Annotated in this window: 28 protein-coding genes and 1 other RNA gene; 9 read left to right on the top strand and 20 right to left on the bottom strand. The window is 36.7% G+C overall.

All coding sequences use genetic code 11. The features are described 5' to 3' along the window. Positions 1 to 91 precede the first annotated feature (91 nt). The 4 genes from Q0874_RS12770 to Q0874_RS12755 all read right to left on the bottom strand — a co-directional run bounded on the left by Q0874_RS12770 (position 92) and on the right by Q0874_RS12755 (position 4,518). Positions 92 to 667, bottom strand: coding sequence for a cob(I)yrinic acid a,c-diamide adenosyltransferase (locus tag Q0874_RS12770; RefSeq protein ID WP_299163720.1), 576 nt, complete (start codon positions 665 to 667; stop codon positions 92 to 94). Between the two features lie 269 nt (positions 668 to 936). After that, positions 937 to 1,437 carry a hypothetical protein gene (locus Q0874_RS12765; RefSeq protein ID WP_299163719.1) on the bottom strand — a complete coding sequence of 167 codons (501 nt, stop codon included), beginning with the start codon at positions 1,435 to 1,437 and terminating at the stop codon, positions 937 to 939. Positions 1,438 to 1,492: 55 nt separating this feature from the next. Next, entirely contained in the window at positions 1,493 to 3,373 is a 1,881-nt protein-coding gene (locus Q0874_RS12760; protein WP_299163718.1) for an ABC-F family ATP-binding cassette domain-containing protein, read from the bottom strand. Continuing rightward, the gene (locus Q0874_RS12755; RefSeq protein WP_299163717.1) at positions 3,370 to 4,518 is read right to left on the bottom strand and encodes a DUF4105 domain-containing protein; all 1,149 of its coding nucleotides are present in this window, start codon (positions 4,516 to 4,518) and stop codon (positions 3,370 to 3,372) included. Before Q0874_RS12755 ends, Q0874_RS12760 begins: the two co-directional genes overlap by 4 nt. A 151-nt stretch (positions 4,519 to 4,669) precedes the next feature. Here Q0874_RS12755 and Q0874_RS12750 point away from each other — a divergent pair, with 151 nt between their 5' ends. Further along, complete coding sequence (locus Q0874_RS12750) at positions 4,670 to 5,428, top strand: CDP-alcohol phosphatidyltransferase family protein (protein ID WP_299163716.1); 759 nt, start codon at positions 4,670 to 4,672, stop codon at positions 5,426 to 5,428. A 55-nt stretch (positions 5,429 to 5,483) separates the two neighbouring features. Here the strand turns inward: Q0874_RS12750 and Q0874_RS12745 are convergent, their stop codons facing one another. From Q0874_RS12745 to Q0874_RS12725, 5 genes are all read right to left on the bottom strand, one after another. Beyond that, positions 5,484 to 5,903, bottom strand: a complete 420-nt coding sequence (locus Q0874_RS12745; protein WP_299163715.1) for a hypothetical protein — start codon at positions 5,901 to 5,903, stop codon at positions 5,484 to 5,486. Between the two features lie 199 nt (positions 5,904 to 6,102). After that, positions 6,103 to 6,843, bottom strand: coding sequence for an LPS export ABC transporter ATP-binding protein (gene lptB, locus Q0874_RS12740; RefSeq protein ID WP_299163714.1), 741 nt, complete (start codon positions 6,841 to 6,843; stop codon positions 6,103 to 6,105). 63 nt (positions 6,844 to 6,906) lie between these two features. After that, the gene (locus Q0874_RS12735) at positions 6,907 to 7,257 is read right to left on the bottom strand and encodes a carboxymuconolactone decarboxylase family protein (protein ID WP_299163713.1); all 351 of its coding nucleotides are present in this window, start codon (positions 7,255 to 7,257) and stop codon (positions 6,907 to 6,909) included. Further along, positions 7,241 to 8,080 carry a twin-arginine translocase subunit TatC gene (tatC, locus tag Q0874_RS12730; protein ID WP_299163712.1) on the bottom strand — a complete coding sequence of 280 codons (840 nt, stop codon included), beginning with the start codon at positions 8,078 to 8,080 and terminating at the stop codon, positions 7,241 to 7,243. The genes Q0874_RS12735 and tatC overlap by 17 nt, the downstream gene beginning before the upstream one ends. After that, positions 8,080 to 9,045 carry an SIS domain-containing protein gene (locus Q0874_RS12725; protein WP_299163711.1) on the bottom strand — a complete coding sequence of 322 codons (966 nt, stop codon included), beginning with the start codon at positions 9,043 to 9,045 and terminating at the stop codon, positions 8,080 to 8,082. The genes tatC and Q0874_RS12725 overlap by 1 nt, the downstream gene beginning before the upstream one ends. Positions 9,046 to 9,277: 232 nt before the next feature. On the opposite strand from Q0874_RS12725, the gene recQ reads away from it, so the two are divergent. Then, entirely contained in the window at positions 9,278 to 11,479 is a 2,202-nt protein-coding gene (gene recQ, locus Q0874_RS12720; RefSeq protein ID WP_299163710.1) for a DNA helicase RecQ, read from the top strand. 84 nt (positions 11,480 to 11,563) lie between these two features. On the opposite strand, the gene Q0874_RS12715 is transcribed toward recQ, so the two are convergent. Genes Q0874_RS12715 through Q0874_RS12705 form a run of 3 tightly spaced genes read right to left on the bottom strand, consistent with a single transcriptional unit; the run spans position 11,564 to position 12,533 of the window. After that, entirely contained in the window at positions 11,564 to 11,863 is a 300-nt protein-coding gene (locus tag Q0874_RS12715; RefSeq protein WP_299163709.1) for a CCC motif membrane protein, read from the bottom strand. Between the two features lie 22 nt (positions 11,864 to 11,885). Further along, positions 11,886 to 12,212: a CCC motif membrane protein gene (locus Q0874_RS12710; protein ID WP_299163708.1), complete on the bottom strand. Its 327-nt coding sequence runs from the start codon at positions 12,210 to 12,212 to the stop codon at positions 11,886 to 11,888. A 15-nt stretch (positions 12,213 to 12,227) separates the two neighbouring features. Continuing rightward, a complete protein-coding gene (locus Q0874_RS12705) occupies positions 12,228 to 12,533 on the bottom strand; it encodes a DUF2752 domain-containing protein (RefSeq protein WP_299163707.1) in 306 nt (101 codons plus the stop codon). A 43-nt stretch (positions 12,534 to 12,576) separates the two neighbouring features. On the opposite strand from Q0874_RS12705, the gene Q0874_RS12700 reads away from it, so the two are divergent. After that, entirely contained in the window at positions 12,577 to 12,744 is a 168-nt protein-coding gene (locus Q0874_RS12700; protein WP_299163706.1) for a hypothetical protein, read from the top strand. 16 nt (positions 12,745 to 12,760) lie between these two features. Beyond that, entirely contained in the window at positions 12,761 to 13,309 is a 549-nt protein-coding gene (locus Q0874_RS12695; protein WP_299163705.1) for a Smr/MutS family protein, read from the top strand. Between the two features lie 5 nt (positions 13,310 to 13,314). Here Q0874_RS12695 and Q0874_RS12690 read toward each other — a convergent pair whose 3' ends face one another. Beyond that, positions 13,315 to 13,821, bottom strand: a complete 507-nt coding sequence (locus tag Q0874_RS12690) for a hypothetical protein (protein ID WP_299163704.1) — start codon at positions 13,819 to 13,821, stop codon at positions 13,315 to 13,317. Positions 13,822 to 13,936: 115 nt separating this feature from the next. Between Q0874_RS12690 and Q0874_RS12685 the strand changes: the two genes are divergently transcribed. Then, positions 13,937 to 15,085 carry a cysteine desulfurase family protein gene (locus Q0874_RS12685; RefSeq protein ID WP_299163703.1) on the top strand — a complete coding sequence of 383 codons (1,149 nt, stop codon included), beginning with the start codon at positions 13,937 to 13,939 and terminating at the stop codon, positions 15,083 to 15,085. Here Q0874_RS12685 and Q0874_RS12680 read toward each other — a convergent pair. Genes Q0874_RS12680 through Q0874_RS12670 form a run of 3 tightly spaced genes read right to left on the bottom strand, consistent with a single transcriptional unit; the run spans position 15,072 to position 19,909 of the window. Then, positions 15,072 to 15,734 carry a hypothetical protein gene (locus Q0874_RS12680; protein ID WP_299163702.1) on the bottom strand — a complete coding sequence of 221 codons (663 nt, stop codon included), beginning with the start codon at positions 15,732 to 15,734 and terminating at the stop codon, positions 15,072 to 15,074. The two genes, Q0874_RS12685 and Q0874_RS12680, sit on opposite strands and share 14 nt — an antisense overlap. 10 nt (positions 15,735 to 15,744) lie before the next feature. Continuing rightward, a complete protein-coding gene (locus Q0874_RS12675) occupies positions 15,745 to 18,213 on the bottom strand; it encodes a TonB-dependent receptor plug domain-containing protein (RefSeq protein WP_299163701.1) in 2,469 nt (822 codons plus the stop codon). Between the two features lie 4 nt (positions 18,214 to 18,217). After that, on the bottom strand, positions 18,218 to 19,909 hold the full coding sequence (locus tag Q0874_RS12670; RefSeq protein ID WP_299163700.1) for a M23 family metallopeptidase: 1,692 nt from the start codon (positions 19,907 to 19,909) through the stop codon (positions 18,218 to 18,220). A gap of 209 nt (positions 19,910 to 20,118) precedes the next feature. On the opposite strand from Q0874_RS12670, the gene Q0874_RS12665 reads away from it, so the two are divergent. The 4 genes from Q0874_RS12665 (at position 20,119) to rny (ending at position 22,656) form a co-directional block, all read left to right on the top strand. Further along, positions 20,119 to 20,409, top strand: coding sequence for a hypothetical protein (locus Q0874_RS12665; RefSeq protein ID WP_299163699.1), 291 nt, complete (start codon positions 20,119 to 20,121; stop codon positions 20,407 to 20,409). Between the two features lie 14 nt (positions 20,410 to 20,423). Beyond that, on the top strand, positions 20,424 to 20,720 hold the full coding sequence (locus Q0874_RS12660; protein ID WP_299163698.1) for a cell division protein ZapA: 297 nt from the start codon (positions 20,424 to 20,426) through the stop codon (positions 20,718 to 20,720). A gap of 54 nt (positions 20,721 to 20,774) precedes the next feature. Continuing rightward, positions 20,775 to 20,882: non-coding RNA, 6S RNA (gene ssrS, locus Q0874_RS12655), on the top strand. A 205-nt stretch (positions 20,883 to 21,087) separates the two neighbouring features. After that, the gene (gene rny / locus Q0874_RS12650) at positions 21,088 to 22,656 is read left to right on the top strand and encodes a ribonuclease Y (protein ID WP_299163697.1); all 1,569 of its coding nucleotides are present in this window, start codon (positions 21,088 to 21,090) and stop codon (positions 22,654 to 22,656) included. A gap of 105 nt (positions 22,657 to 22,761) precedes the next feature. Here the strand turns inward: rny and Q0874_RS12645 are convergent, their stop codons facing one another. From Q0874_RS12645 to Q0874_RS12630, 4 genes are all read right to left on the bottom strand, one after another. Beyond that, a complete protein-coding gene (locus tag Q0874_RS12645) occupies positions 22,762 to 24,045 on the bottom strand; it encodes a DUF3570 domain-containing protein (protein ID WP_299163980.1) in 1,284 nt (427 codons plus the stop codon). 84 nt (positions 24,046 to 24,129) lie between these two features. Continuing rightward, positions 24,130 to 24,342: a DUF4266 domain-containing protein gene (locus Q0874_RS12640; protein WP_299163696.1), complete on the bottom strand. Its 213-nt coding sequence runs from the start codon at positions 24,340 to 24,342 to the stop codon at positions 24,130 to 24,132. After that, on the bottom strand, positions 24,339 to 25,325 hold the full coding sequence (locus Q0874_RS12635; RefSeq protein WP_299163695.1) for an FAD:protein FMN transferase: 987 nt from the start codon (positions 25,323 to 25,325) through the stop codon (positions 24,339 to 24,341). The genes Q0874_RS12640 and Q0874_RS12635 overlap by 4 nt, the downstream gene beginning before the upstream one ends. Further along, the gene (locus Q0874_RS12630; RefSeq protein ID WP_299163694.1) at positions 25,326 to 25,763 is read right to left on the bottom strand and encodes a thioredoxin family protein; all 438 of its coding nucleotides are present in this window, start codon (positions 25,761 to 25,763) and stop codon (positions 25,326 to 25,328) included. It abuts the gene before it with no gap. Between the last annotated feature and the right edge of the window lie 36 nt (positions 25,764 to 25,799).

The raw sequence follows: 25,799 nt of genomic DNA, 5'->3' as shown, positions 1-25,799 counted from the left end.
GCATATTGCCAAGAAAAATTTGAGTTAAATCACACTTTTTATGAACAATTTATGGTTTTGATAATTTGATAACGAAGAAAAAGTGTAATTATTAGCCTTTTTTCTTAGGAATCCACTTTATTTCATCCGCCTTCAGGTCGTATGACAACTTCCGTGCCAATACAAATAAATAGTCTGAAAGACGGTTGAGGTAAGTTAAAACCAAGCTGTCAACAGGTTCATTTTCATTTAGAATTGTTACCATTCGCTCCGCTCTTCTGCAAATAGTACGAGCAATATGACAGTATGACACTGTTGGGTGTCCGCCGGGGAGGATAAAATGAGTCATTTCTGGCATGGTTTCATTCATAATGTCCATTTCATTTTCTAATTGCGTTACATCTGCCATGCTTATCAAAGGGATGTTCAAACGCTCTTTCCCACTTTTTAATTGTGCTTTTTCAGGGTCCGTGGCTAAAATTGCACCTATGGTAAATAATTGGTCCTGGATGGTAATAAGAATCTCTCTGTAATGTGTGTCCATTTCCTGATCCCTAAGGAGTCCAAGCCATGAATTTAGTTCATCTACAGTACCATAACCGTTAATACGGATGTGATGTTTAGGAACCCTTGTACCTCCAAAAAGTGAAGTTGAGCCCTTGTCTCCGGTTTTGGTATATATTTTCATAGGCTATTTTAGAACTTTTGAGTTGCAAGTTAGGAAATTGGGTTTATATTAATTTTTCACTCTGGGGTAATTTAGGAATACCTATAATATTAACAATTACTTCCTTTTATCCTTTCGCTCATAACCATCCATAAATTTCCTTGATTTTCTCCTCTTTGAGCTCTTTTTGCTAACAATAGAAATGACAATATAAACAAGGGCAACTCCGGCTAAAATGTAATAAATACTGTTGTTCATAGTATAAAAAAATCTATCTTAAAGTTAAGATTTTAAATTCTAATCTTAAAATGTTCATGGGCTTGTGTTTTATGGAAAAAAAGAAGTCCGCCAAAATACATATCCACGCTAACTGTTACAAAATCGGTTAGCAGTAATTTGTCCCAAAATTCTTTCGAAGTCTTATTTTTCCTGATATCGCCAATATAAATTATTCCATTCGGTTGTTGTTTGGCGTAGTTTTCCATAGCCAAAATTTGAGATTCTGCAATTAGTGTCCCATAGTATTTTATGTCAAATGGCTCTTCAAAAGAAAGTGATGGAAATTCTTTTTTTACTTTATTTTTTAAAAGTTCATTTCCTTCTTCCAGTGCTATATTGTTTGGCTTAAAGTAATTAATGCATTTGAAAAATATATTCAGTGATTTTGACCTGCAGTATTTATGTTTTATATAAAGACCCTCTGTAACAAAACGGTAAATAAAAGGAGAATGAATTCCATGCTGGTTAGTTGCCTTAAAACAAAATTTCAGATAGCTAAAGGTGTCAGACATTAAAGTAAATTCTAATTATCAGTAAATTTGAATATTGCAATTACCACCTTGTTTATTAGTCTTCCATTAACATCGAAAGCTCAAACCATCGCTCTGTTTTATCCTCCAGATTTTCTACAATATCTTTTAATCTTATTGATAAAACATCTATTTCCTCCCCAGATAGCCCAGTATTGGCAAATTGATTTTGAAGCTCTACCTTTTGTTTTTCTAAGTTCTGAATGGATTTTTCCAGCTTGTTATACTCTTTTTGCTCCTCAAAAGACAGTTTTTTGTTTTTGTCATCAGACCGCCAGGAATTTTTGTTTGATTTATTTTGGGCGTTATTCCCTTTGTCAGCCCTTTGTTCTAAAACATTACTGTCTTCGTATGCCCTGTGATCTGAATAATTCCCGGGGAAATCTTCAACAATTCCATTCCCCTTAAAAATAAATAAATGATCTACTATTTTATCCATGAAATAGCGGTCATGTGATACTACAAGCAGGCATCCGGGAAAGTCCAGTAAAAAGCTCTCAAGGATATTTATGGTTATAATATCCAGATCATTTGTTGGTTCATCCAGGATCAGGAAATTGGGATTCTGGATAAGGACGGTACATAGATACAACCTCTTTCTTTCTCCACCACTCAGCTTCTCTACAAAATCATATTGTTTCTTTCTATCAAATAAAAATCGTTCCAACAGCTGTTGCGCAGAGAGCTGTCTTCCTTTTTTTAAAGGAATATAGTCCCCAAATTCTCGTATGACGTCAATCACTTTTTGACCTTCTTTTATTGTAATCCCATTTTGGGTGTAGTATCCGAATTTAATAGTCTCTCCTACTACAATTTTTCCACTATCTGGCTGTTCAAAGCCTGTTATAATATTCAGGAAAGTAGTTTTGCCGGTACCGTTTTTTCCAATAATTCCGATTCGTTCTCCCCTTAAAAAATTATAATCAAATTTATCAAGTAAGAGAATTCCCGGGAAGGATTTAGAGACTTTGTGAAGCTCAAGAATTTTGCTGCCCATACGCTCCATATTTATCTCTAATTGAATTTCATGGCTCTCTCTGCGTTGTTGTGCCTTTTCTTTGATACTATGGAAATCATCAATACGCGATTTGGACTTTGTTGTTCTTGCCTTAGGCTGTCTTCGCATCCAGTCCAGTTCTTTCTTATAAAGCAACTTGGATTTATGCTGCTCTACTGCTTCAAGTTCCAATCTGGCTTCTTTTTTCTCAAGGTAGTAAGCATAATTTCCTTTGTATGAATAAAGCTGACCATTATCTAGTTCCAGGATCTCAGTGCAAACCCTTTCCAGAAAATACCTGTCATGAGTAACCATAAAAAGAGTAATCTTTTTACGGCTGAAATAATCTTCGAGCCATTCTATCATTTCCAGGTCTAAATGATTTGTAGGTTCATCCATGATTAATAGATCTGGCTCATTCAACAGGGCATTGGCCATTGCCAGTCTCTTTTTTTGCCCACCGGATAGACTGCTTACTTTGGCTTTAAGATTGTCCAGTTTTAATTTGGAAAGAATTTGTTGGTATTGGGTTTCAAAATCCCAGGCTTTATTCCTTTCCATAGACTCGAAAGCTTTTTGGTAAGCTTCTTCATTTTCGGGATGTTCCAAAGCTGCTTCATAGGCAGCAATAATCTTTAGAATCTCATTGTCAGACTCCAAAATGGTTTGCTCTACGGTTAGATGAGGATTAAGATCTGGTTCTTGTTCCAGGAAAGATATGCGAATTCCTTTACGGTAGTTTACGGCGCCGCCATTTGGGACATCTTTCCTTGCCAGAATATTCAAAATGGAAGTTTTACCTTCCCCGTTTCGGGCAACCAATGCAATTTTCTGATTTTTATTTATGCCAAACGAGAGGTCTTCAAACAGGACTAATTCTCCATATGATTTAGCTATATTTTCTACGGAAACCAAATTCATTTCAGAGGTGGATTGGAATTTGTGAAATAACGGTAAAGTAAGGCGTATCTATGACCCAGTACGGCAAATACTACGGCAATTAGTGGTGAAAATTGTTGAATTTGAAAAATCCAAAGGATCAATGTAATAATCAATAAAACCAGCAGTATCATAATATATTTACCCATCCATTTTGGGATCTGGTCTTTTCTAAGGAGAAAATAGCAGGCTGCAATATTTAATGGAAATGCCCAAAGGATATTAAAATTATTTGCTGTAGCAGAATGATCGGTCATGAACCAAAGGAAGAAAATGAGTAATCCGGCAGATCCGGTAATCAGAAATAAAAAAAAGTCGAGCCACCTGCTCCGGGTACCATTCCTTAAATCTATAAATGATATTGTAAGGGTAAAGAGTAATAAAAGGAGTAGCCAAAAAAGCGGTGATGTGCCAAAATTATTATTAAATCTTTTGTTATTATATTCAAGAACGGTTCGTTCTCTAAGGACTAAGGCGTTCTCTGCCAGAGTTGTATTACTCATTTGAAGCATCACATATTTGGGCAAGAACATATACTCTTCAGGGGCAGCTTCCCTATCTATCACGGAACCCAGAGCGAGGTCTATGCCAAAACTGGACCAGGAATTAGTAAGCAAATTTTGTTGGATAAGATCTCTGAAAGTGAAATGGTTTTTAAGATGGGCTCCATTAAATTCAATGCTGTTTCCGAGAACTTTTTTTAATACCTCTGGTAATTTTGTGGCACAATTATCAAATAAGAAGTCATATTTATAATCCCTGTTTTCTGGCTTTCGATTGTTTTCTAAAAAACGGAATAAGGCATTTTGTTCTTCCCGGTTAAGTTTTAATAGTTGTTCTTTTACCCAACGTTTTTCCAATTCATATGTATAGAGGAAATCTGAAAAAGTTGTAACGCTTAAGGAATAAAGCAATTTTCCCCTGGCAAATTTATAATAGAAGTTAGGCGTATTAAAATCAAAAGTTCCGTAGTTATATACCCAGTTTATTCCTTTGGCAGAGTCCTGAACCCTAAAAGCACTGTGCCCGAAACTAGAATACAAATCCTGACCGGAGTCACACGTAATTATACTAATTTGGGCTTTATCTGATAATTGAGCCTGCAGTGAAAAACCCAAAAAAGCCATCCATAACAAGTTAAGGAAGCAAAGTTTTTTAAATTGAATTCGTAGTGCTCTGATCACTTGAGGAATAACTGTTAACGGCAAATATCCGAATAAAATATGTTAAGAAAGAGTTAGAATAAAAATTATATTATTTTTACTGAAACTGCCAACCATGAAGAAACATATTCCACAGTATATTACCATGCTTAACATTTTATGTGGATGTATTGCTACAGTATTTGCTGTTTTGAATATGTTGGAACTGACCGCAATTTTTGTTTTTCTGGGAATTATTTTCGATTTCTTTGACGGACTTGCCGCAAGATTGCTGGATGCACAGAGCGAATTAGGAATCCAGCTCGATTCATTAGCCGATCTTATAACCAGTGGCCTTGTTCCCGGCATTGTTATGTTTCAGCTGCTGGCTATGTCTCAAACCGGTGGGTGGAATCTCGATTTCTCAGGTGGTTCAGAAACGTTAACATGGACCGGATTTAAAATTTCATTCCTACCTTTTTTTGGCTTTTTAATTACTTTGGCTTCGGCTTACAGATTGGCAAAATTCAATATTGATGAGAATCAGGCCACCTCTTTTATAGGTCTTCCCACACCTGCAAATGCACTCTTTATACTATCCCTTCCTTTGATACTCCTGAATCAGGGCAATGATTTTTTAAATGAGATAATTCTCAATCCATGGTTTCTTATCATAATTACCATTCTGAGTTCCTATCTTTTAAATTCGAGGATAGAATTATTTGCTTTGAAATTTAAGAACTGGAGTTTTAAAGATAATGCCCTGCGCTATATATTTGTAATTGTGAGTTTAGTCTTATTGCTTACGATGAAATTTTTAGCAGTTCCTGCCATCGTATTTTTTTATATCGTTAGTTCCATGGTTTATAAACTTGGTGCGAAAGAGACAAAATAGGATACAATTCATTCGCTTTCTACTCAGAATGAGGACACCTATCGATGTATTATGTTTATTGCTTAGTCATGTTAAATTTGCCGCTATTACCACCGGCCGCCGTCCAGGTTCCCGAAATCTGAGTGTTTGATGTACTGCTACCACGAAGGTCTATACCTGTTCCATCGCATTCTTCTTCACCGGCAGCCGTAAAATTTCCATTTGTGACCCACCAGGTTCCTTGAAAGGGACAAATAATTTGTGAATCAGTCTCAGCTATAATATCCCCATTGCTTTGTAGCGTAAATATGGCTGTCTCAGTCCCCATCGTTCCTTCAACAGTTCCATCCCATGTGCCTACAAGTTTAATATCAACAGTCCTTGTAGAAGAAACTTCTGTTACTGGTATAGAATTATCATCCGATGAACAACTAATGGTAAAAAATAGCACTAAAATGATTAAGGCCAAAAGAGAATTAAGGATTAAATTTTTCATATCACATAGAAATTATTTGAAGGCTAACTAAACCATGGAAACTAATATTTTTTTAGCTCTATGGGTTAGTAATTATCCTGAAAATATACGAGGGTAATTTACTAATAATACTAACACAATCAGTCAGTTATGTATATTCTGAATCGAATTTTTTAAGAATTAAAGAATCTCAGTATAATTTTAGCACAGGCTTAGTATTTTAGAAGTCCAATTTCTTTTTACGAAGTTCAAAATTCTGTCCCAAATAGACTTTACGGACCATTTCGTCTTCTGCAAGAACTTCGGGGATACCCGATTTTAAAATGCCGCCCTCAAACATCAGGTAAGATCGTTCTGTTATTGCAAGGGTTTCCTGAACATTATGATCAGTGATCAGGATTCCAATATTCTTATTTTTAAGTTGAGCCACAATTCGTTGAATATCCTCCACCGCAACAGGGTCAACACCAGCAAACGGTTCATCCAGAAGTATGAATTTAGGATCAGTAGCCAGGGCTCTTGCTATTTCCGTACGTCTGCGTTCACCTCCGGATAACAAATCTCCTCTATTCTTTCTGATATGACCAAGTCCAAACTCTTCAATAAGCGACTCCATTTTCATTTGTTGCTCCTTTTTGCTCAGTTTTGTAAGTTGCAAAACACTTAAGATATTATCCTCAATACTTAATTTTCTAAATACCGATGCCTCCTGGGCCAGATAACCAATACCGTTTTGGGCCCTTTTATACATTGGATATTTTGTGATTTCCGTATCATCTAAAAAAATCTGTCCTCCATTGGGTTTAATAAGTCCTACAATCATATAGAAGCAGGTAGTCTTTCCGGCTCCATTCGGACCAAGTAGCCCAACTATTTCGCCTTGGTTGACCTCCAGGGAAATGCCCTTAACCACCTGGCGCCCTCTGTAGGATTTCATTATGCTATCTGCTCTTAATTTCATTCAGAAGAATTATCTTTCAAATCTAAGCCATTCTAGTTTCTACTGTTCAGAATTATAGTTTTTTTAACCTTCCTGCAACTCCAGTTGTTCCCAATACTCATAAGCTCTCCGTAAATGCGGAATAACAATTGTACCACCAACTAAGGTTGCAATACTCAAGGTTTCCATGACTTCTTCTTTGGAGGCACCATGCTTATAGCAGCTTTCTAAGTGGTATTTAACACAGTCATCACATCTTAATACAGCAGACGCTACAAGACCTAAAAATTCTTTGGTTTTAACGTCCAAAACACCTTCGCTATACGCGTTCGTGTCCAGGTTGAAGATTCTCTTTATTATTTTGTTATTATCGGCTAATAATTTCCCGTTCATTTTAGAACGGTAGGCATTAAACTCTTCAACTGGATTTGACATTTTTATTTTGTTTTTTTGCTTCTCTCCGTATTACAACTTTTGAAATGTAGATGCTGATCTGGTAAAGTATAAGAACAGGAACAGCCACAATAATCTGACTTGCCACGTCCGGAGGTGTAATTACCGCTGATATTATGAGCACAATAACCAGGGCTATTTTTCGATACTTCCTAAGTATCTCCGGGGTTACTAAGCCTACCTTGGTTAGAAAGAAGATAATAATTGGCAGTTCAAATATTAAACCACAGGCGATAACAGCTGCCCTAACAGTAGAGATATATGAACTCAAATCAATCTCCCTCACAATTTCATCACTTACAGAATAGCCACCTAAAAAATTTATTGAAAGCGGGGCAACTACGTAATACCCAAAAAGGACACCCATAAAAAAGAGGAAAGAAGCAATAAATATAAAACCCCTTGAGTTGTTACGCTCCTTATCGTATAATCCCGGGCTGATGAATTTCCACATTTCATAGAGAATATAGGGGAAACCAATTATGAACCCAGCCCAGATTGAAGTCCATATGTGGGCAGAAAACTGCTCTGCCATTTGTCTGCTCTGAACGGTAAAAATAGGTTCATTGGAACAAAACGCTTCACTGAAACCGAGCAACTTTGAAAGTTTGCAGAAAACACCATAGGTAGGAAAATCTGGTTTTTTCGGTCCGAAAATTACAGTATCGAAAATAAAGTCCTTCATTACAAAAGCAACCAGACCAATCAAAACGATCGCAATTGTTGACCGAATAAGATGCCACCGCAGTTCTTCCAGATGGTCCAAAAAGGACATTTCATTAGGATCGCTAGATGCTTTTGCCATTAAAGTATTCCTTCATTAATTAAGTTATGTAAATGAACAACGCCTACATAGTCTTCTCCATCTACAGCTAATAATTGAGATAGGCCTTTAGAGCGCATTTCTTTCAAAGCTTTAATGGCAAGGACGTCTGCGCCAATCGTCTTAGGATTAGTTGTCATTATATCTTTCGCCTTCAGGCCATTTATATTTTCGTATTTGTTAAGCATCCGCCTGATATCGCCATCTGTAATAATTCCAACGATCTTGTCATTGCTAATAACAGCAGTCACGCCTAACATTTTTTCAGAAATTTCAATAATAACCTGCTTTACATCGGCATCAACGCCTACCTGAGGCTTTAAATTGTTTCCTACAATATCGGATACTCTCAGATAGAGTTTTTTACCAAGAGTTCCTCCCGGGTGATATTTAGCAAAATCCTGACTGCTGAATCCCCGCAATTCCAAAAGACAGATAGCGAGCGCATCTCCCATTACGAGTTGTGCAGTAGTACTGGTTGTTGGAGCCAGGTTATTTGGGCAGGCTTCTTTTTTCACAAAAGTGTTTAAAACAAAATCTGCATTTTCAGCAAGAAAAGAATCTAAATTGCCACACATTCCAATTAACTTATTATTTCCCAGTTTAATAAGCGGTACCAACATTTTTATTTCAGGGGTATTCCCACTTTTCGAGATGCAGATCACTACGTCATTTTTCTGGATTGTGCCGAGATCACCATGTATAGCATCAGCTGCATGCATGAAAATTGCCGGTGTCCCTGTAGAATTTAAAGTAGCTACTATTTTAGAGGCTATGATAGCACTTTTGCCAATACCTGTGATTACTACACGCCCAACTGATTCATAAATGCAATTTACAGTACTTGCAAATTGATCATCTAAAAGTGTGGACAAGTGCGCAATGGCGTCACTTTCAGTTATGATGGTATTTTTAGCCGTAGCCAATATAGCTTTGTGATTGCTCAATATGGTTCTAAAATTATGTGTTTACGGTTTTAGAAATTAACTTAATAAGTAAACAGATTTTAAAAGAATGTATTATATTTAAGAAAACAAAATTACATAAACTTATTTTATAGGAGATTCTAAACTACAAACAATATAATTTATCATTTCACCTTCCTGAAAACAAGAAGATATATCTTAAATTTAATAACGAATATCACTATAATAGCAGACTCGATATACTAAATTTGCAATGATTTTGAATGAAATTGAACTACATGCGGCGCTAAAAAAGTATTTTGGTTTTTCCAAATTTAAAGGACTTCAGGAAGATGTTATAAAAAACGTCATTCAAAACAAAAACACCTTTGTAATTATGCCTACCGGAGGTGGAAAATCACTTTGTTATCAGCTTCCTGCTCTTATAAAAGAGGGAACTGCTATTGTGGTATCTCCTTTAATAGCACTAATGAAAAATCAGGTTGATGCAATCCGGGGTGTTTCATCACATCACGGTGTTGCTCATGTACTGAATTCTTCATTAACCAAAACTCAGGTAAAGGAAGTAAAACAAGATATTTTAGACGGGATAACAAAATTGCTTTATGTAGCACCCGAATCCCTCACGAAGGAAGAGTATGTAGATTTTTTACAATCTGTACCTCTTTCGTTTGTGGCGGTAGACGAGGCGCATTGTATTTCTGAGTGGGGACACGATTTCAGACCGGAATACAGAAATCTAAGAGCTATAATAAACCGGCTGGGCGATGACATCCCCATCGTTGGTTTAACAGCAACAGCTACCCCAAAGGTTCAGGAAGATATTATTAAGAACCTTGCTATTACAGACGCGAAAGTTTTTAAAGCTTCATTTAACAGGCCCAATTTATTCTACGAAGTAAGGCCTAAGACAAAAAATGTTGATGCAGATATTATTCGTTTTGTAAAGAAGAATAGCGGTAAATCGGGAATAATTTATTGTCTAAGCAGGAAAAAAGTTGAAGCCTTAGCCCAAGTATTGCAGGTTAATGGGGTGAGTGCTGTACCTTATCATGCAGGATTTGATGCCAAGACACGTTCCAGGTATCAGGATATGTTTCTTATGGAAGATGTGGACGTGGTCATTGCAACTATTGCTTTTGGAATGGGAATAGACAAGCCAGATGTACGCTATGTAATTCATCATGACATTCCCAAAAGCATTGAAAGTTATTACCAGGAAACCGGCCGTGCGGGCAGAGATGGAGGTGAAGGTCACTGCCTCGCATTTTATTCTTATAAGGATGTGGAAAAGTTGGAGAAATTTATGTCCGGAAAACCGGTGGCTGAACAGGAAATTGGGAACGCCCTTCTTCAGGAAATTGTTGCGTATGCCGAAACATCTATGTCCAGAAGAAAGTTCATTCTTCATTATTTTGGAGAAGAATTTGATGAGGTGAATGGCGATGGTGCAGATATGGATGATAATGCCAGAAACCCGAAGAAAAAGGAAGAAGCGAAGGAAAATGTTGTCAAGCTAATCAAAGTAGTGCGGGGCACTAAAGAAAAGTTTAAGGCCAAAGAAATTGTTTTGGCACTTATAGGTTCTACTAATGCTCTTATTGCTTCTCACAAAACTGATGAAAAACCTTTTTTTGGCATTGGATCTGACAAAGACAAAGGTTACTGGATGGCATTAATCAGGCAGGTTCTGGTTGCGGGATTACTCAAAAAAGAAATTGAACAATACGGTATATTGCACATTACCAATGCGGGATCTTCTTTTCTTGAGAACCCTACTTCTTTTATGATGACAAAGGATCATGTTTATAACGAAGAAAATGATCAAGCCATAGTTACTGCTGCTAAAAGTGCAGGAGGTGCTGCAGATGAAAAATTATTGCGATTACTTAAAGACCTCAGGAAAAGTGAAGCAAAGAAATTGGATATCCCTCCTTTTGTCATATTCCAGGATCCTTCCCTTGATGATATGGCCCTGAAATACCCTATTTCCATGGAGGAAATGTTAAATATTTATGGAGTGGGTGAGGGTAAGGCAAAAAAATATGGAAAGCCCTTCTTGTCTCTTATTAAAACCTATGTTGAGGAGAATGAAATAATTCGCCCCGATGACCTTGTTGTGAAGAGTACCGGAGCTAATTCTGCTCTTAAGTTATATATTATTCAGAATGTGGATAGGAAGTTGCCTTTGGATGATATTGCCTCTGCAAAGGGTCTTGAATTGCAGGATTTAGTAAAGGAAATGGAACAAATAGTTTTTAGCGGTACTAAATTGAATATTGGTTATTGGATAGACGAGATACTGGATGAGGATCAACAGGGTGAAATTCATGAATATTTTTTGGAAGCTGAATCAGACAATATAGAAGAAGCACAAAAAGAATTTGATGGTGAATATGAAGATGAAGAATTGCGACTTTACCGTTTAAAATTTATGAGCGAGGTTGCCAATTAGGACAAATAGCATATCATTAGTAACAAAAAAAGGGCCCTCAGCATGAGGGCCCTTTTTGTAAGTCTAATCCGTTAAATTGTCTTTTTAAAAATATTCACTGGTAATGAAAGCAGCTATAACTCCGAAATAAAGGATCCCGAATACGAGGTATATTAGGGCCAGGGCCATTCCGACATAAGACAAAATACGGCCGCTTCTGACACTTTCATATCCCGAATAATTTTGGGGATGACTCTGATAGAGACCCTCTGCTTTATTAGCACTGCTTAAACCAATAATGCTAAATATTATTGCAAAAGGACCACAGCAAGTGATGGCTCCTATGATTGAAATAATGCCCATTGTTAAGGCATTACTCGCACCGGGTAAAGGCTGTTGATTCATAAAATATATTTTTCGAGGAGAGTTATTGCTCCCATTGTTCTCTCATTTCATTAACTTGTTCCATGTAGGCGTCCCAGCCGCCAATAGCAGAAATTGAATATAGGGCCCAGGCAAACCAAACAATTCCCAGAACTATTCCAATGATCGCTAAAATTTTAGCTGTTTTAAGCTGGCTGTAGTTGGAATATATTTCCGGATTTTCTTTATACTTATTTTCATCCTTATACACCAGAAAATAAGCAATACCTGCAAGAATGGCCGCCGGAAGGCCACCAAAACAGCAGCATAGATATGAAAGAATTGCCAGTACAATGGCTATGGTTACATTTGGTAGTTTTTGTTGTTCCATGAAGTATTGGTTTAATTATAAAAATTTTAAAATATAGTTGATCAGAATTGTTGTTACCGTGGCTATCATTAAGAATATACTAATCTTATTTGCGTATTTTATGGTCATTAAATTATCCAACAACAGAAAACCCATAAGTAGTATTAAAGGATAAATTGCGGGATACATTTTAAAAGCCTCAACAAATTCACCATGAAAGAGCAAAACAGCAGCCCTTTGAATACCACAGCCAGTGCATTCTATGCCTAAGAGCTGTTTATTCATACAGGGTAGCATATAATCTTCATTTATAAAAAGCAGGATAGATGAAGCGATTTTCATTTTGGCAGATTAATCAACTGAAAAATACTATTATTTTTGAGGAATGAAAACAAATCGAATCATTTATTTTTTGCTTATCATCGCAGGTACAACTATTATGGCAACAGGAGACCAATTGGTGAAGAAAGAGTATGCCATGTGTATTGGAATAATTTTACTGATGTTCGGAATTTATAAATCTTCGAAAGTTTGGTCAAAAACAGATGAGTAAATAATGAGAATGGACAATGAGAAATTTTAAAGAAGGAGACCGGGTAGAAGTCATAGACGACAACATTACAGGGATAGTTATAAATATTATGGACGATTTTATAACTATACGAACTGAAGAAGGGTTTGATATGGATTTTACAACATCTGAATTGATGCATATAGTAGGAATGAATTCCATAAAAGTAAGCAACTTAGAAGCTGCCCAGGTGAAGTCAGTCAAGGAACAGGCAGGGAAACCAAAAATCAGAAAAGTTAGCTCAAAAGAGCGCAGTGCGCCCAAAATGGAAGTTGATCTGCATATTCACCAACTCATTTCTTCTTCAAAGGGAATGACCAATTATGATATGCTGAATATACAACTGGAAACTGCTAAACGACAACTTGAATTTGCCATTCGCAAAAGAATACAAAAAGTTGTGTTTATTCATGGTGTTGGAGCCGGTGTTCTTAAAGAAGAATTGAATTATTTATTTAAACGGTACGAAAATGTAAAATACTATGATGCAGATTATCAAAAATATGGCTTAGGGGCTACTGAAGTCTATATTTATCAGAATTCTTGAACGCGTTACTCTTTGGTAGTTATGGTGCCAAAATCATTAATTATCAGGTCTGTTATCCTCAGACCTTCTGAATTTACAAGAGAAATACCACTTAATTCAATTTTGTGTTCATAGATCGTTGTATCATTTTCACTTTGCACTGTTGTAATAAATACTTCTCCACCTTGTCCTTCAAACTCCTCAACTACAGTTGGTGTGATTGGCGGTACCGCATCACAGAAATAATTTTTAGAGACATTGTCGGAAAAAGTCCGGTATGTTAACAGGGATTGCCCCGGAATTGCACTCTTTATTGTATCTGCAGAAACTTCATTCTTTAAGAGGCCACTTTGCAACTCAAGAATTAAAGCTTCGGCTGTATTGAGTTTAAAAAATAGCGTGCTGTTAACAGTTGTGGTAGATTCACAGAATGTGATACTGGTATCGTTAAAATCTATCGTTTCAATTATTAGATCACCATCATCACATGAGCTGAAGAAGCACAAAATAAAAATTAATAATATTCTGTTCATGCCTCAAATTTAAATGAATTTAAGGCTATTATCCTAGTGCATTGAGTTGATTTTATGAAGAGTTTAAGTTTATTTCGATTATTTTTGGCCTTGTTTCTCAATACACGACTTATACATGCAAAAGATCTATTTTGATAATGCCGCTACAACCCCCGTTCGGGCAGAAGTAATTGCAAAAATGCAGGATGCCCTGGTCAACTCTTATGGCAACCCTTCTTCTACTCACGGATTTGGAAGAAGCGCCAAAACAGAAATTGAGCAAGCACGTAAGACAATTGCCAAATATTTGAATGCCCAACCTTCTGAGATTATTTTCACATCAGGCGGTACCGAAGCAGATAATATGATCTTAAGAAGTGCAGTCAGGGATATGGGAGTAAAAACTATTATTACTTCAAAAATAGAGCATCATGCCGTATTGCATACGGCAGAGGCCCTGCAGAAGGAATTTGGAACCAATATTGAATTCGTTGACCTTGATAGTTTTGGTAATGCTGACCTTAAACATTTGGAGCAGTTGTTAGTAGCAGATGATTCAAAAAAATTGGTCAGTCTAATGCATGTAAACAATGAAATTGGGAATATTTTGGATATTCATAAGATAGCATTGATATGTAAATCAAAGGGGGCTCTTCTCCATTCAGATACAGTTCAATCTATCGGTCATTTCAAATGGGACGTACAAACCACACCTATTGATTTTATGGTGGCCGCAGCTCATAAATTTCATGGACCTAAAGGGGTTGGGTTTGCTTTTATAAGGAAAAACACTAATATAGAACCTCTAATACTGGGCGGTTCTCAAGAACGCGGATATCGGGCAGGAACAGAACCATTTCATAATATTGTCGGGTTAAAAGAAGCGTTCGTTTCTGCCTATGATAATCTGGAAGAGGAAAAAAAATATATTTGCGGATTGAAAGAATATTTTATCAAAAAAATCAAAGAAGCTATACCTGAGGTTAAATTTAACGGATATTCGGAAAACTTGGAAATGAGTACTTATACTTTGGTGAATGTTTGCCTGCCTTTTAGTAAAGAGAAATCTCAAATGCTTTTATTTCATTTGGATCTTAAAGGGATTGCTTGCTCAGAGGGGAGTGCCTGTCAATCCGGTGCCAATGGTGGTTCACATGTACTTGCAGAAATTTTGTCTGAGGAAGAACTGGAAAAGCCCTCTGTCAGGTTTTCGTTTTCAAAATATAACACCAGCGAAGAAGTAGATTATGTGGTTGAGGTTTTGAAAGAGTTTAATCAGACTTAGGATTTTTATTCATTCTCAACCTTTCCTTGTCATATGGAAATTTACGCACCAGTCTTTTCATCATTTTATCAATCAGGTCGGCTGTATTTCTTCCTGATTTTTTATTGATTTCATTCTCGTATTTCCAAAGTAATTTACCGGTTTTTCCATCACTTATTTTAATACCGATTCGACCGTAATTAGCATCACCAAGGATATAGTCCATAAAGCTAAACTCAACCGGAATTCCTTTAGAAATCAGGATATTTATGTCCAAATTCCCACTTATAATAGCATCCACCTCAAGTATTTCACAAAGTTCTTTAATGGTATAGGTGTCTATATTATTGTAAGTAATGTTTTTTTTGGCGAGAATGGCATTGGTGTTTTTAATATTTTGAAAATCTACAGTAAATTTTTTCTTTTTCTTTCCCAGTCCAAAATAAGTCTCCAGGGCATCCTGTACGGCATAGCCTTCTTTTTCTTCTAACTTCTTTGATTCTTCTTTGGTAATATTTTCCTCTAATGCAAGATGAGTAAAAAATGGAATAATAGCCAGCACATTATGATCCTTACTTAGGTCATCAAATTTACTGCTTTCGTAAACATTTTTTTGGGCATTGATTAAAGTGCCGCAGGCAAAAAGGGAAATAAAAAGTAATTTTTTCATTCTAAATTAGCTAAAAACGCATGCTTAATTTCAGGTTGAACACACGGGATGTCATATAATTGGGAACTGCAAACTCCAGTTTACTGTCCACGTCTCTTACCCATGTGTTGGTTATGGAGTTTTGATTATTAAATAAGTTATAAATCTCAAAACCAATATTTAATTCTTCAAAGCGATATAACCAGTGGCCTTTTGGGTATTGTTTGTTTAATCCTGCAAAAATATAGGAAATACCCAAATCTGCACGTTTATAATCTCTTAATCTATTCTGAAAATTATAAGGATCTGCATAACTTGGTGAACCTCCGGGTACTCCGGTATTGTAGACAAGATTCAAGTACATCCTTAAACTGGGTATAGTAGGGATGTAATCCTGCCACAATATGCCTATCTGAAATCTTTGATCTGTTGGCCTGGAAATATATCCTCTGTCATCTATATTTTCTTCAGTTTTAAGGAAACCCAGGCTTACCCAGGATTCTGTTCCCGGAACAAATGCACCATTCATTCTCATATCAAATCCATAAGCATACGCTTTTGCGTTATTTGTCGCGGCGTAACGAATTCTAACATCATCAAGCGTATATGGATTTACATTGGTCAAATTCTTATAATACAATTCACTTATCAGTTTAAAAGGCCGGTTCCAGAGTTCAAAGCTATATTCGTTGCCAAGTACAAAATGCACAGATTTTTGTGCTTTTACGTCCGGTTGAATTGTACCGGTGGGATCTCTTAATTCCCGATAAAATGGGGGTTGCTGATATACCCCTGCGGCAATTCTAAATAACATATCGACCTTCCAAGAGGGTTTTATTGCAAACTGGCCTCTTGGGCTGAAAATAATCTGAGAATTACTGGAAAATCCATCCCCGCTGACTGTCCAATATTGGGTTCTTAAACCTAAGTTATAATAAATGTTATTGGTATTCCACAGTGTTCTTCGGCTATATTGAAGATATCCGGATAAACGATTAGTTTTTACAAAATTCAAAGCAGAAACGGATGTGTAAGGAACTATTGCTGCGTTAAAAGGTTCTTGCGGTTGGTTGTTTATAAACTCATCAGTGGGTGGCCTTACAGAATAGCCTAAAGAGTCTAAAAACTCAGATTCACGAATCTGATCTCTAAAGTCCTCATGGGTATATTTAATTCCCCATTCCCAGGATTCCTCATTTTTACTCAGTTTGCCATTGTGTGCCAGATTCACTATGAGTGCGTCAAGGTCATTTCTTGCCCTGTTAAACTGGGTGCCCAATCCCCTTGTGGAAGTTACCTCCCCGAGATTATTGCTGCCAAGATCTGTATCAATCTCACCTAATTCATATTGTGAAATGACATCGGAATACTCTTCTTCCGTTGTATGGTATAGGGAGGTTATAAAACTTAGTGAAACATTATCATTTATATAATAATCCGCTTTTAGTGCCCCAAGACTGGTTTTATAATTATTATTTTCTTCGCCCTGATAATAGACCACAAGGGCCTTAGGATCTGTAATCGTACCAAAGTTGGTTTGTCTGGAAAGGGGGACATTTTTATAATCATTAACAGAAAGATTTCCTAAAAAGTTAAGGCTGAATTTTCTGGAGAAATGGTAAGTAAGATAAGTTTGTAAATCTGCAAAAGCGGGTGTGAAATTGGTATTGGTTTGCTGACTATTTACCAAAAGACTATTGTCTCTGTAGCGGAGGCCGGTTACACTGGAAAAATTGCTATTTTTAGATAAAGTTTCAAGTGTAATTCCTCCCCCAAGAAAACTAGCCTCTACATTCAATCCGAATTCTGTTGGATTTTTATATGTAATATCTAAAACGGAAGAGAGCTTATCCCCATAATGAGCCTGAAAACCACCAGCCGAGAATTCCAGATTTTGGACCATATCGCTATTTACAAAACTTAATCCTTCTTGCTGACCAGAACGCACAAGAAAAGGCCGATAGACCTCAATACCATTGATATAAACCAGGTTTTCGTCATAATTCCCGCCTCTTACAAAATACTGAGTGCTCAATTCATTATTAGAAGAAACTCCTGGGAGTAGCTTCAGCACATTTTCAACACCTGCATTGGCTCCCGGAATTTTTCGTACAAGTTGAGCAGAAATGGTAGTAATACCTTCTGCGCTTTTTTCTCCGGTTGCCGTAACTTCAACGCCATCTACCTGAATTACATCAGTTTTCATTACCGGGTTGAATTCAAAAGTTTCATTTGTGCTAAGTATTAAGTTTTCAAGGATTACATTTTTATGGCCTAAATGTGTGAAAATTATCGTTATTTCCTTATCGGCAATTACTTCCAATAAATAAAATCCGGTTGAATCCGTATAGGTGCCATGACCCTCGGTGGTGATATTTACATTGGATAATGGCTCTTCATTAATTCCCAGGACCACCCCGGTAATTGACGCCTTTTGCCCGCTCACCAAAGTAAGCGAACCCAAAAAAGAAAGAAGGAATAAGAGTTTAGAACACTTCAAAAGTTTATTTTCTGTAAAAACTACTGGTAAAGGTATTTGAATTCCCTACGTTATCTGTAACGATTACTTTAAGTTCACATTGCGTTTGATTTAGAATTTTATCGTCAAAATTATAGGTAAGTGTTTTTGTTTTGGGTTCGTATTCCATTAATATCCATTCACCATTTAATGTAGCAGAATAAGTGTCAATGCCACTTAAGTCATCAGAGACTATTAAACTGAGATAACGGTAGTTATTTAACCACTGCTTTTCCTTAAAGTTTTTGGAACGTATTTTCGGTGGAATTGTATCCTGTGCTAGGGTATAGGTCCCCAGGCTTCTGGTTCTGGTTGTGAAGGTTGTCCCTCTTTTAAAAGTGGTCATATAATTAGCTTTCTTTTTTTTGTCGAGACGGGCGATAAACAAATTTTTTCGTTCCTGCGGAGAGTATTTGGTTACATCAAAAGTTATTGTAAAGTTTTTGTGTGCCGGGATCCTGTTATTGTGAATTACAACCGTATCCGTACCTTTTTGCAGGTCCATATAAAAATTATCATAAAACGTATTTGCCGGAAAATAGACTTTTGCAGCACCCAGGTCATAATTATTAGGCTGCTTGGCGATAATAAAATAATCTGTCTTCAATTCCTCCTCAATTACCAGCGGCGGCTGTCTTTTTCCTTCAACGGGAATAACTAATTTTACAAGATTATCCTGCAGATCCTTTATAAGGATTTCCACCTTATAAAAAAGTCCTTCGTCTACATTAATTTTTCCTTCATTATAGATTTGTTTATATATTTCAAGTCGATTTCCAGGAGCAATAAAGCAGCGTTGTATGCGCTCGTTATATTTTCCAAAATGGTCATAATCTATCAGAGTGTTGATATATCGGGTTTCGTTAAATGAAAATGATTCGAAATTGAAATCGGTGTAAATTTTTCCATTCACTAATTGTTGTACAGAATAGATTCCATTCTTGTTGGCCGCGAGATCTTGCCTGTCATAGGTATTTATTCCAAAACCAATTGTTCCGGAGGCGTATACATTATCTGCCAGATAAGATCCATCCTTTTGTTTGTTGAATTTAATTTGAATCTTCTTACTACTTCTATTTACCTGTGCGTCTTCAGACAATGGATAAGCAAATAAGCTTACAAGGGTTGGATTGGTAGCATCCCGCACCTCTAAACCATAAAGAAGCGGGTTTGTTGGTTTTTCTGATATACTACTTCTTATTTCAAAATGCAAATGTGGCCCCGCAGATCCTCCGGTGTTCCCGCTATAAGCTATTACCTGATCTTTTAAGACCTTAAGGTCACCGTAATCCGGAAATACTTCAACTTCATATGATTTTTTCTCATATTGAAGCTTCTTAATAAAGGATTCAATTTCCGGAGAAAACTTTTGAAGATGTCCGTATACTGAAGTATAACCATTGGGATGGGCGATGTATATAACTTTCCCATACCCCCAAAGGCCTATTTTTATTCTTGTTACCGTACCATTCCCTATAGCATAAACCGGTAATCCTTGTCTCTGTTGGGTTTTTATGTCAATACCAGAATGAAAATGATTGGATCGTAATTCACCAAATGTACCAGCCAGGACTAAGGGTATGTCCAAAGGAGGCCTGAAAGTGTTTAGGGGGTACTTGTCCTGGCTCAATCCTGTAAGAAAGGAAAGAAGAAGGAGACTTAAAATAAGTATTCTCATAGCTGCTAAGTTGATGCGAATTTAATTAATACGAGTTAAACTTGAAAAAAAGGTCTTTTATCTACCATAATTTTCTTTAATATTTATTTTAATTTTTGGAATGGCCCAAATTATTGGATTTAAAGAATCACTTAAAGAATAATTGCAAAAACTATTGCGAAGTCGTTGGAGGTGTGTTAACTTTGTGTAAAACGTATTGTAATTTGCATATGAGCGAATTGGTTGAAATCGTTGATTCCTTAGAAAATAAAATTAGCAAGCTTCTGCATAAAATAGAATTGCTAAATCAATCTAAAATAAGATTGGAGCAGGAAATTGTGACACTTAGAAATGAGGATGAGACCATTAGGAATACCATTTTGGAATGGGAAGAAAGATATAATTCTCTCAAGCTTGCAAGCTCAATACTGGGCAGTGATAATAATAAGACTGAAGCAAAGCTCAAAATAAATACATTAATTAGAGAGTTGGATTATTGTATAGCTCAACTTGCTGAATAGTTGTAATAAGAAATATGGGAGAGAAGCTGAAAATAAAGCTCTCTATCGCAGATAGGGTATATCCTTTAACCATTGACCCGAGTCAGGAAGAAGGACTAAGAAAGGCTGCAAAGAATATAGAACAGCTTGCCAAGAAATTTGAGCAAAATTATGCCGTTAGAGACAAACAAGATGTTTTGGCTATGTGTGCCTTGCAGTTTGCCTCTAAGATTGAACAAAGAGGCATAGATAATACAGAGGATACCAAAGAAGTTACAGAACGTTTAAGGGCGTTGGATCAGCTGGTAAACTCTAAGCTTAGTATAAAATAAGTTCTTTAACATAATACAAAGTTACTGCCCACATTGGTATTTAATTTTTGACGAACTCAACACTAATTTGTTTGAAAAGGGTGAGTTTAGGTTGTAAAAGCAGGCCTTCTTGTAAAGGATCCTTGATCAACTTGTTAGCCCTAAACCTGTTTATTGGAGTTTGTACAGAACTTCACCAATGTGGGTTTTTTTATTTAAAATTGATTTTATGAATCATTTTGAGGCCTGATCTCGATTTGTTTTTCCCCGTTGGGGATTAGCAATAATAGTTTTAAAGTCAAATTACTTAGTGATTGCGCGGATCTTTTTAAGCGCTGCATTCATGCTTTAACCAGGGGCAGGAAAGTATTAATTATTAAAATAGGTTATGGATATTACAACAATTGCAATAGCAGCTTTAGTTGGTTTGGTAATAGGATTTATTGTTGCAAAGGTCTTAGAGAAAGGTAAGGCATCAAAGACTGTGACGAATGCAAGAAAAGAAGCAAATTCGATCTTAAAAACCGCCAATATTGAAGGCGAGAATATTAAAAAGGACAAGATTTTTCAGGCGAAGGAAAAATTTTTGGAATTAAAAGCAGAACACGAAAAGGTAATCATAAACAAAGACAAAAAGATTGCGGAATCTGAAAAGCGAACCCGTGATAAAGAATCGCAGATTAGTGGAGAACTGGCCAAGAATAAAAAGCTAAATGAGCAGCTTGAAATAAAACTTAAAGATCTCGAACACAAATCTGAATTTTATGATAAAAAGCAGTCTGAACTTGAAAAACTTCATAAAAGTCAGATTCAGCAGTTAGAAGTTATTTCGGGCTTATCTGCGGAAGATGCAAAAGATCAGCTCCTCGAATCTCTGAAGGAAACTGCCAAAACAGATGCAATGGCTTATTTACAGACCACGATGGAGGATGCTAAACTTACTGCTCAGCAGGAAGCGAGGAAAATCGTCATAAATACCATTCAGCGCATTGGAACTGAAGAAGCTGTTGAAAACTGTGTATCTGTATTTAACCTGGAATCTGATGATGTCAAAGGTCGTATTATTGGAAGGGAAGGACGGAACATCAGAGCACTGGAAGCTGCAACAGGTGTAGAAATAATTGTTGATGACACCCCTGAGGCAATTATACTATCCTGTTTTGATTCTGTTCGAAGAGAAGTGGCCCGACTCTCTTTGCATAAGTTGGTTACCGATGGAAGAATTCATCCGGCCAGGATTGAGGAGATTGTACGAAAAACTGAAAAGCAAATAGAACAAGAAATCGTGGAGGTTGGAAAACGAACGGTTATTGATTTGGGTATACATGGATTGCATCCTGAATTGATTAAAGCTGTGGGCAGGATGAAGTACAGATCTTCTTACGGACAGAACTTATTGCAGCATTCAAGGGAGGTAGCAAAACTTTGCGGGGTAATGTCTGCAGAATTAGGTTTGAACCCTAAAATAGCCAAGCGAGCAGGTTTGTTGCACGACATAGGTAAAGTACCAAATACTGAAGCAGAAGTAGAAACGCCGCATGCCATTTTAGGGATGCAATGGGCCGAGAAATTTGGGGAAAAACCGGATGTCTGTAATGCAATAGGTGCCCACCATGATGAAATAGAAATGAAGACTTTAATATCACCTATCGTACAGGTATGTGATGCTATTAGCGGTGCTCGTCCGGGAGCAAGAAGACAGGTATTGGATTCCTATATTCAACGACTAAAAGATCTCGAAGATATTGCCTTTGCTTTTGGAGGTGTGCAAAAAGCCTATGCCATTCAGGCAGGAAGGGAATTGAGGGTTATTGTTGAAAGTGAGAAAGTGAGTGATGAGAAAGCTGCACAACTTTCTTTTGAAATCTCGCAGAAAATTCAAACAGATATGACTTACCCGGGTCAGGTAAAAGTTACCGTTATACGTGAAACCCGTTCGGTTAATGTAGCGAAATAAGGCGTTTTCTTATACGAATTTAAAAACGAGCTTTAAGCTCGTTTTTTTGTTTCATATATATTTGGTTGTCCTGGTAAAGGACATTCGTATATAATGGCGGATATTTTAATCAACGACAAATTTAAAACCGGCGGTAATAATACCAGCACTTAAACCGGTATTTCTTTTATAATAATTATACCTTAAATCAATACTCTTCAAACCTACTTTCAATTTGTGTTGTTTCATGATAATATTGGTATAATTAATACCAAAACCAAATTGATTCGCATTGTATTCAGACAGGTCATAATCTGAAGTATAGAATTGCGAGGTGGAAAGATGTTCGTTATAAGGGGCAAAATAATCCGCGGCCTTTTGGTTGTAAAAACGATAAGATGGATATAAAGTGAACTTTTCTGCTATTTTTACAGGGACTTCAATACTTAGCGTATTGGAATAAATCCCCCAATCATCAAAATAATATCTATAAAATGAGCGTACTACCAGATATTCATTGATGAAAAAGTTGAGTCGGCCTCCCAGTGCAACTTTAAACCTGGAATCCGGCAAGCGTTCAATATCATCAGCCAGATGGAAATTATCTATAAAAGAATCTGCTACATCACTAAAATAGACCCGTTGAAAAGGTGTGGAAAGCAAACCTTGCTGCAGGACAAAATCGGCTAAAAAAGCTCCTTGTATGTTTTTGGAAAGAATTTGCGACAAACCAACGCCAAAAGAATAGGAATTTCGATTCTCATCCGTTAAAACAGTAAAAGACGGGTTGTAATCAGGGTTTCCTGTAATGGTGTTTTCTAAAAATAAAAAATCATTCAATCCCCTGCCACCCGGGGCAAAAGGACGAAGTTCATAGGGATATATAGCTTTCCATTTATCAAGAAATACATTTGCACTAAATCCAAGTTCTGTATTTTTCTCATTAAACAACCTGGTATAACTACCTCCAAAACCCAGTGAGGTGTAGTCATACTCCGTTGAAAATGAAAGTTTTCCGCTCCAGATAGAATTTCTGTCATCCGAACTATGGCTGTAATTCCCTGTAAGATTAACCCAGGTATCACTCTGCGAAGCGCCAGAGGCAGCGACAAAGGGATCTGCAAAACCTTTGTCAAATGGATTAATATTACTGGAAGAGGCAGAGGTATATGCCGATATACCAGCATCCACTGTTAGCACGTCATCATCATTTATAGGAATTGATATTACAAAAGTTCCGGTAACATCTGTTAATTCTTCCGTGCCAAGTCCACCTGTTACCGCTGCATTATCGCCATCCTGGGAATAGTAACTAGTTAAAATGTCTATTTCAGCGGTTTCCAAAACTCTTTTTTTATAATCCCCGTCATTTTCTCCCTGATTCTGAGCATGACAAATACCAAAGACCATGAAGAGAAAAATAAAAAAAATGAGTTTATATATTGTCATAGTTTTTCTATAACAGGATAGCGTTGAATTACTCTCATCCTCATATTAATTGCATCCACAACCTCCGCCTGTTTTACCGCCGTTTGCACCAACCGCTGCTTCGCGATAGGAATGAAAAATTGTAATATTTCTGTCGCACAACTTTTCTGATAGCTCCATATCAGGATCATTAATATTTACTTTTTCATATCCCTTTACAGCAACACAGCTGCTTAAAACTATTGGGATGCATGCTACTAAAACAATTTTTTTAATCATATCCTGTCTATTTCTATATTATCGGAAGTAAATACTTTCCCTTCTTTGTCGATAATTACGCACTCAACTTTGGGTAATTGATTTATTCTGTTTATTCCTGTTTCAATGCCCATTACAAATACAGATGTTGCAAGGGCATCGGCCAATTCTGCTTTTGGAGCAAATACAGTTACACTCAAAATACCGGTTGCGGGATAACCTGTTCGCGGGTCGATAATATGCGCGTATCGAATCCCGTTAAATTGCACAAATTTTTCATAATTACCCGAGGTTACTACCGCACCATTGGAAATTGGCAAAACGGCGGCTGCCTTGGTTTTATTTAGTGGATTTGTAATAGCTACGGTCCATTCATTACCATTGGGTTGTCTGCCCCATGTATTCATGTCTCCTGAAGCATTAATAATACCTGCCTGTACGTTGTTTTTGAGTAATAAGGCTTTTGCCTGGTCTGCTGCATATCCCTTTCCTATGGCTCCGAATCCAATTTTCATTCCTTTATCTTTAAGGAAAACCGATTTATTCCTGGAATCCAGAATTATTTTCTGGAATCCAACCTTAGAAACGGATGACTTTATTTCCTCTTTTGAAGGCATTTTTTTCATACTACCGTCAAATTTCCAGATTTTGTCCATAGACGCATAACTTATATCAAAAGCGCCATCGGTTAGACCTGAAAGACCAATAGCCCTTTCAATTAAGTCATATAATTCTGCACTTACTTTAACCGCCTTAATTCCGGCATTCATATTGATTTCAGATGTTTCGGAATTAGGGTCCCAGGAAGAAATAAGTTTTTCAATTCTTGAAATCTCGCCAATTGCAAGGTCTATTACTCTATTGGCCTCCGTTGAATCTTTTACGACCACAGTAATTTGAAAACCACTGCCCATTAATTTTAGGCTTCGATGAAAAGACTGCTGTGCCGATATGGGAACAGCAATTAAAAGAATAATAAAAAGGGTGCCAATTTGTTTCGCCATTTACCCGGAAAAAGATTCTAAAAGACTGATATATTCTTTAACTGATATTTTCTTATAACCGGTTTGTCCCAAAACCTTGCCATCTTTATCCAGGACAACAACCAATGGAAAGTAACCCTTGCTATTATATGTTTCCGCCAGTTGCTCATTCTTTTTCTGCTGCTCGGCCGGGAGCATATTTTGTTTTTTACGCGGGAAATCTGCCAGCAACATAACAAAATGGTCTGAAGAATAATTTTTGAATTCTTCAGAGCTCCATATCTGCTGATCAAGTTTTATGCAAGGTGCACACCAATCTGAGCCTTGAAAAACTAAAATTATCGGATTATTTCCAGATTTAGCCATTTCTTTGGCTCTCTCAAAATCGGTCTGCCAATCCTGGGCAAAAAGTGTTCCGGAAGCAAGGAAGATAGCTAATAACACGGTTTTTATTTTCATATGCAACGTTAACGCAATATTTAAATATTTCGTATT

Origin of the sequence: uncultured Eudoraea sp., from assembly GCF_947490415.1 — a bacterium.
Lineage (GTDB): Bacteria > Bacteroidota > Bacteroidia > Flavobacteriales > Flavobacteriaceae > Eudoraea.
Note: the sequence above shows the minus strand (reverse complement) of the source record. Positions and strands in the feature narration are given on the sequence as shown.

What these genes read in the sequence shown, in the direction of transcription:
- Q0874_RS12770 (WP_299163720.1), bottom strand. Translation starts at nt 667, where the DNA reads ATGAAAATATATACCAAAACCGGAGACAAGGGCTCAACTTCACTTTTT.
- Q0874_RS12765 (WP_299163719.1), bottom strand. Translation starts at nt 1,437, where the DNA reads ATGTCTGACACCTTTAGCTATCTGAAATTTTGTTTTAAGGCAACTAAC.
- Q0874_RS12760 (WP_299163718.1), bottom strand. Translation starts at nt 3,373, where the DNA reads ATGAATTTGGTTTCCGTAGAAAATATAGCTAAATCATATGGAGAATTA.
- Q0874_RS12755 (WP_299163717.1), bottom strand. Translation starts at nt 4,518, where the DNA reads ATGGCTTTTTTGGGTTTTTCACTGCAGGCTCAATTATCAGATAAAGCC.
- Q0874_RS12750 (WP_299163716.1), top strand. Translation starts at nt 4,670, where the DNA reads ATGAAGAAACATATTCCACAGTATATTACCATGCTTAACATTTTATGT.
- Q0874_RS12745 (WP_299163715.1), bottom strand. Translation starts at nt 5,903, where the DNA reads ATGAAAAATTTAATCCTTAATTCTCTTTTGGCCTTAATCATTTTAGTG.
- lptB (WP_299163714.1), bottom strand. Translation starts at nt 6,843, where the DNA reads ATGAAATTAAGAGCAGATAGCATAATGAAATCCTACAGAGGGCGCCAG.
- Q0874_RS12735 (WP_299163713.1), bottom strand. Translation starts at nt 7,257, where the DNA reads ATGTCAAATCCAGTTGAAGAGTTTAATGCCTACCGTTCTAAAATGAAC.
- tatC (WP_299163712.1), bottom strand. Translation starts at nt 8,080, where the DNA reads ATGGCAAAAGCATCTAGCGATCCTAATGAAATGTCCTTTTTGGACCAT.
- recQ (WP_299163710.1), top strand. Translation starts at nt 9,278, where the DNA reads ATGATTTTGAATGAAATTGAACTACATGCGGCGCTAAAAAAGTATTTT.
- Q0874_RS12715 (WP_299163709.1), bottom strand. Translation starts at nt 11,863, where the DNA reads ATGAATCAACAGCCTTTACCCGGTGCGAGTAATGCCTTAACAATGGGC.
- Q0874_RS12710 (WP_299163708.1), bottom strand. Translation starts at nt 12,212, where the DNA reads ATGGAACAACAAAAACTACCAAATGTAACCATAGCCATTGTACTGGCA.
- Q0874_RS12705 (WP_299163707.1), bottom strand. Translation starts at nt 12,533, where the DNA reads ATGAAAATCGCTTCATCTATCCTGCTTTTTATAAATGAAGATTATATG.
- Q0874_RS12700 (WP_299163706.1), top strand. Translation starts at nt 12,577, where the DNA reads ATGAAAACAAATCGAATCATTTATTTTTTGCTTATCATCGCAGGTACA.
- Q0874_RS12695 (WP_299163705.1), top strand. Translation starts at nt 12,761, where the DNA reads ATGAGAAATTTTAAAGAAGGAGACCGGGTAGAAGTCATAGACGACAAC.
- Q0874_RS12690 (WP_299163704.1), bottom strand. Translation starts at nt 13,821, where the DNA reads ATGAACAGAATATTATTAATTTTTATTTTGTGCTTCTTCAGCTCATGT.
- Q0874_RS12685 (WP_299163703.1), top strand. Translation starts at nt 13,937, where the DNA reads ATGCAAAAGATCTATTTTGATAATGCCGCTACAACCCCCGTTCGGGCA.
- Q0874_RS12680 (WP_299163702.1), bottom strand. Translation starts at nt 15,734, where the DNA reads ATGAAAAAATTACTTTTTATTTCCCTTTTTGCCTGCGGCACTTTAATC.
- Q0874_RS12670 (WP_299163700.1), bottom strand. Translation starts at nt 19,909, where the DNA reads ATGAGAATACTTATTTTAAGTCTCCTTCTTCTTTCCTTTCTTACAGGA.
- Q0874_RS12665 (WP_299163699.1), top strand. Translation starts at nt 20,119, where the DNA reads ATGAGCGAATTGGTTGAAATCGTTGATTCCTTAGAAAATAAAATTAGC.
- Q0874_RS12660 (WP_299163698.1), top strand. Translation starts at nt 20,424, where the DNA reads ATGGGAGAGAAGCTGAAAATAAAGCTCTCTATCGCAGATAGGGTATAT.
- rny (WP_299163697.1), top strand. Translation starts at nt 21,088, where the DNA reads ATGGATATTACAACAATTGCAATAGCAGCTTTAGTTGGTTTGGTAATA.
- Q0874_RS12645 (WP_299163980.1), bottom strand. Translation starts at nt 24,045, where the DNA reads ATGGTCTTTGGTATTTGTCATGCTCAGAATCAGGGAGAAAATGACGGG.
- Q0874_RS12640 (WP_299163696.1), bottom strand. Translation starts at nt 24,342, where the DNA reads ATGATTAAAAAAATTGTTTTAGTAGCATGCATCCCAATAGTTTTAAGC.
- Q0874_RS12635 (WP_299163695.1), bottom strand. Translation starts at nt 25,325, where the DNA reads ATGGCGAAACAAATTGGCACCCTTTTTATTATTCTTTTAATTGCTGTT.
- Q0874_RS12630 (WP_299163694.1), bottom strand. Translation starts at nt 25,763, where the DNA reads ATGAAAATAAAAACCGTGTTATTAGCTATCTTCCTTGCTTCCGGAACA.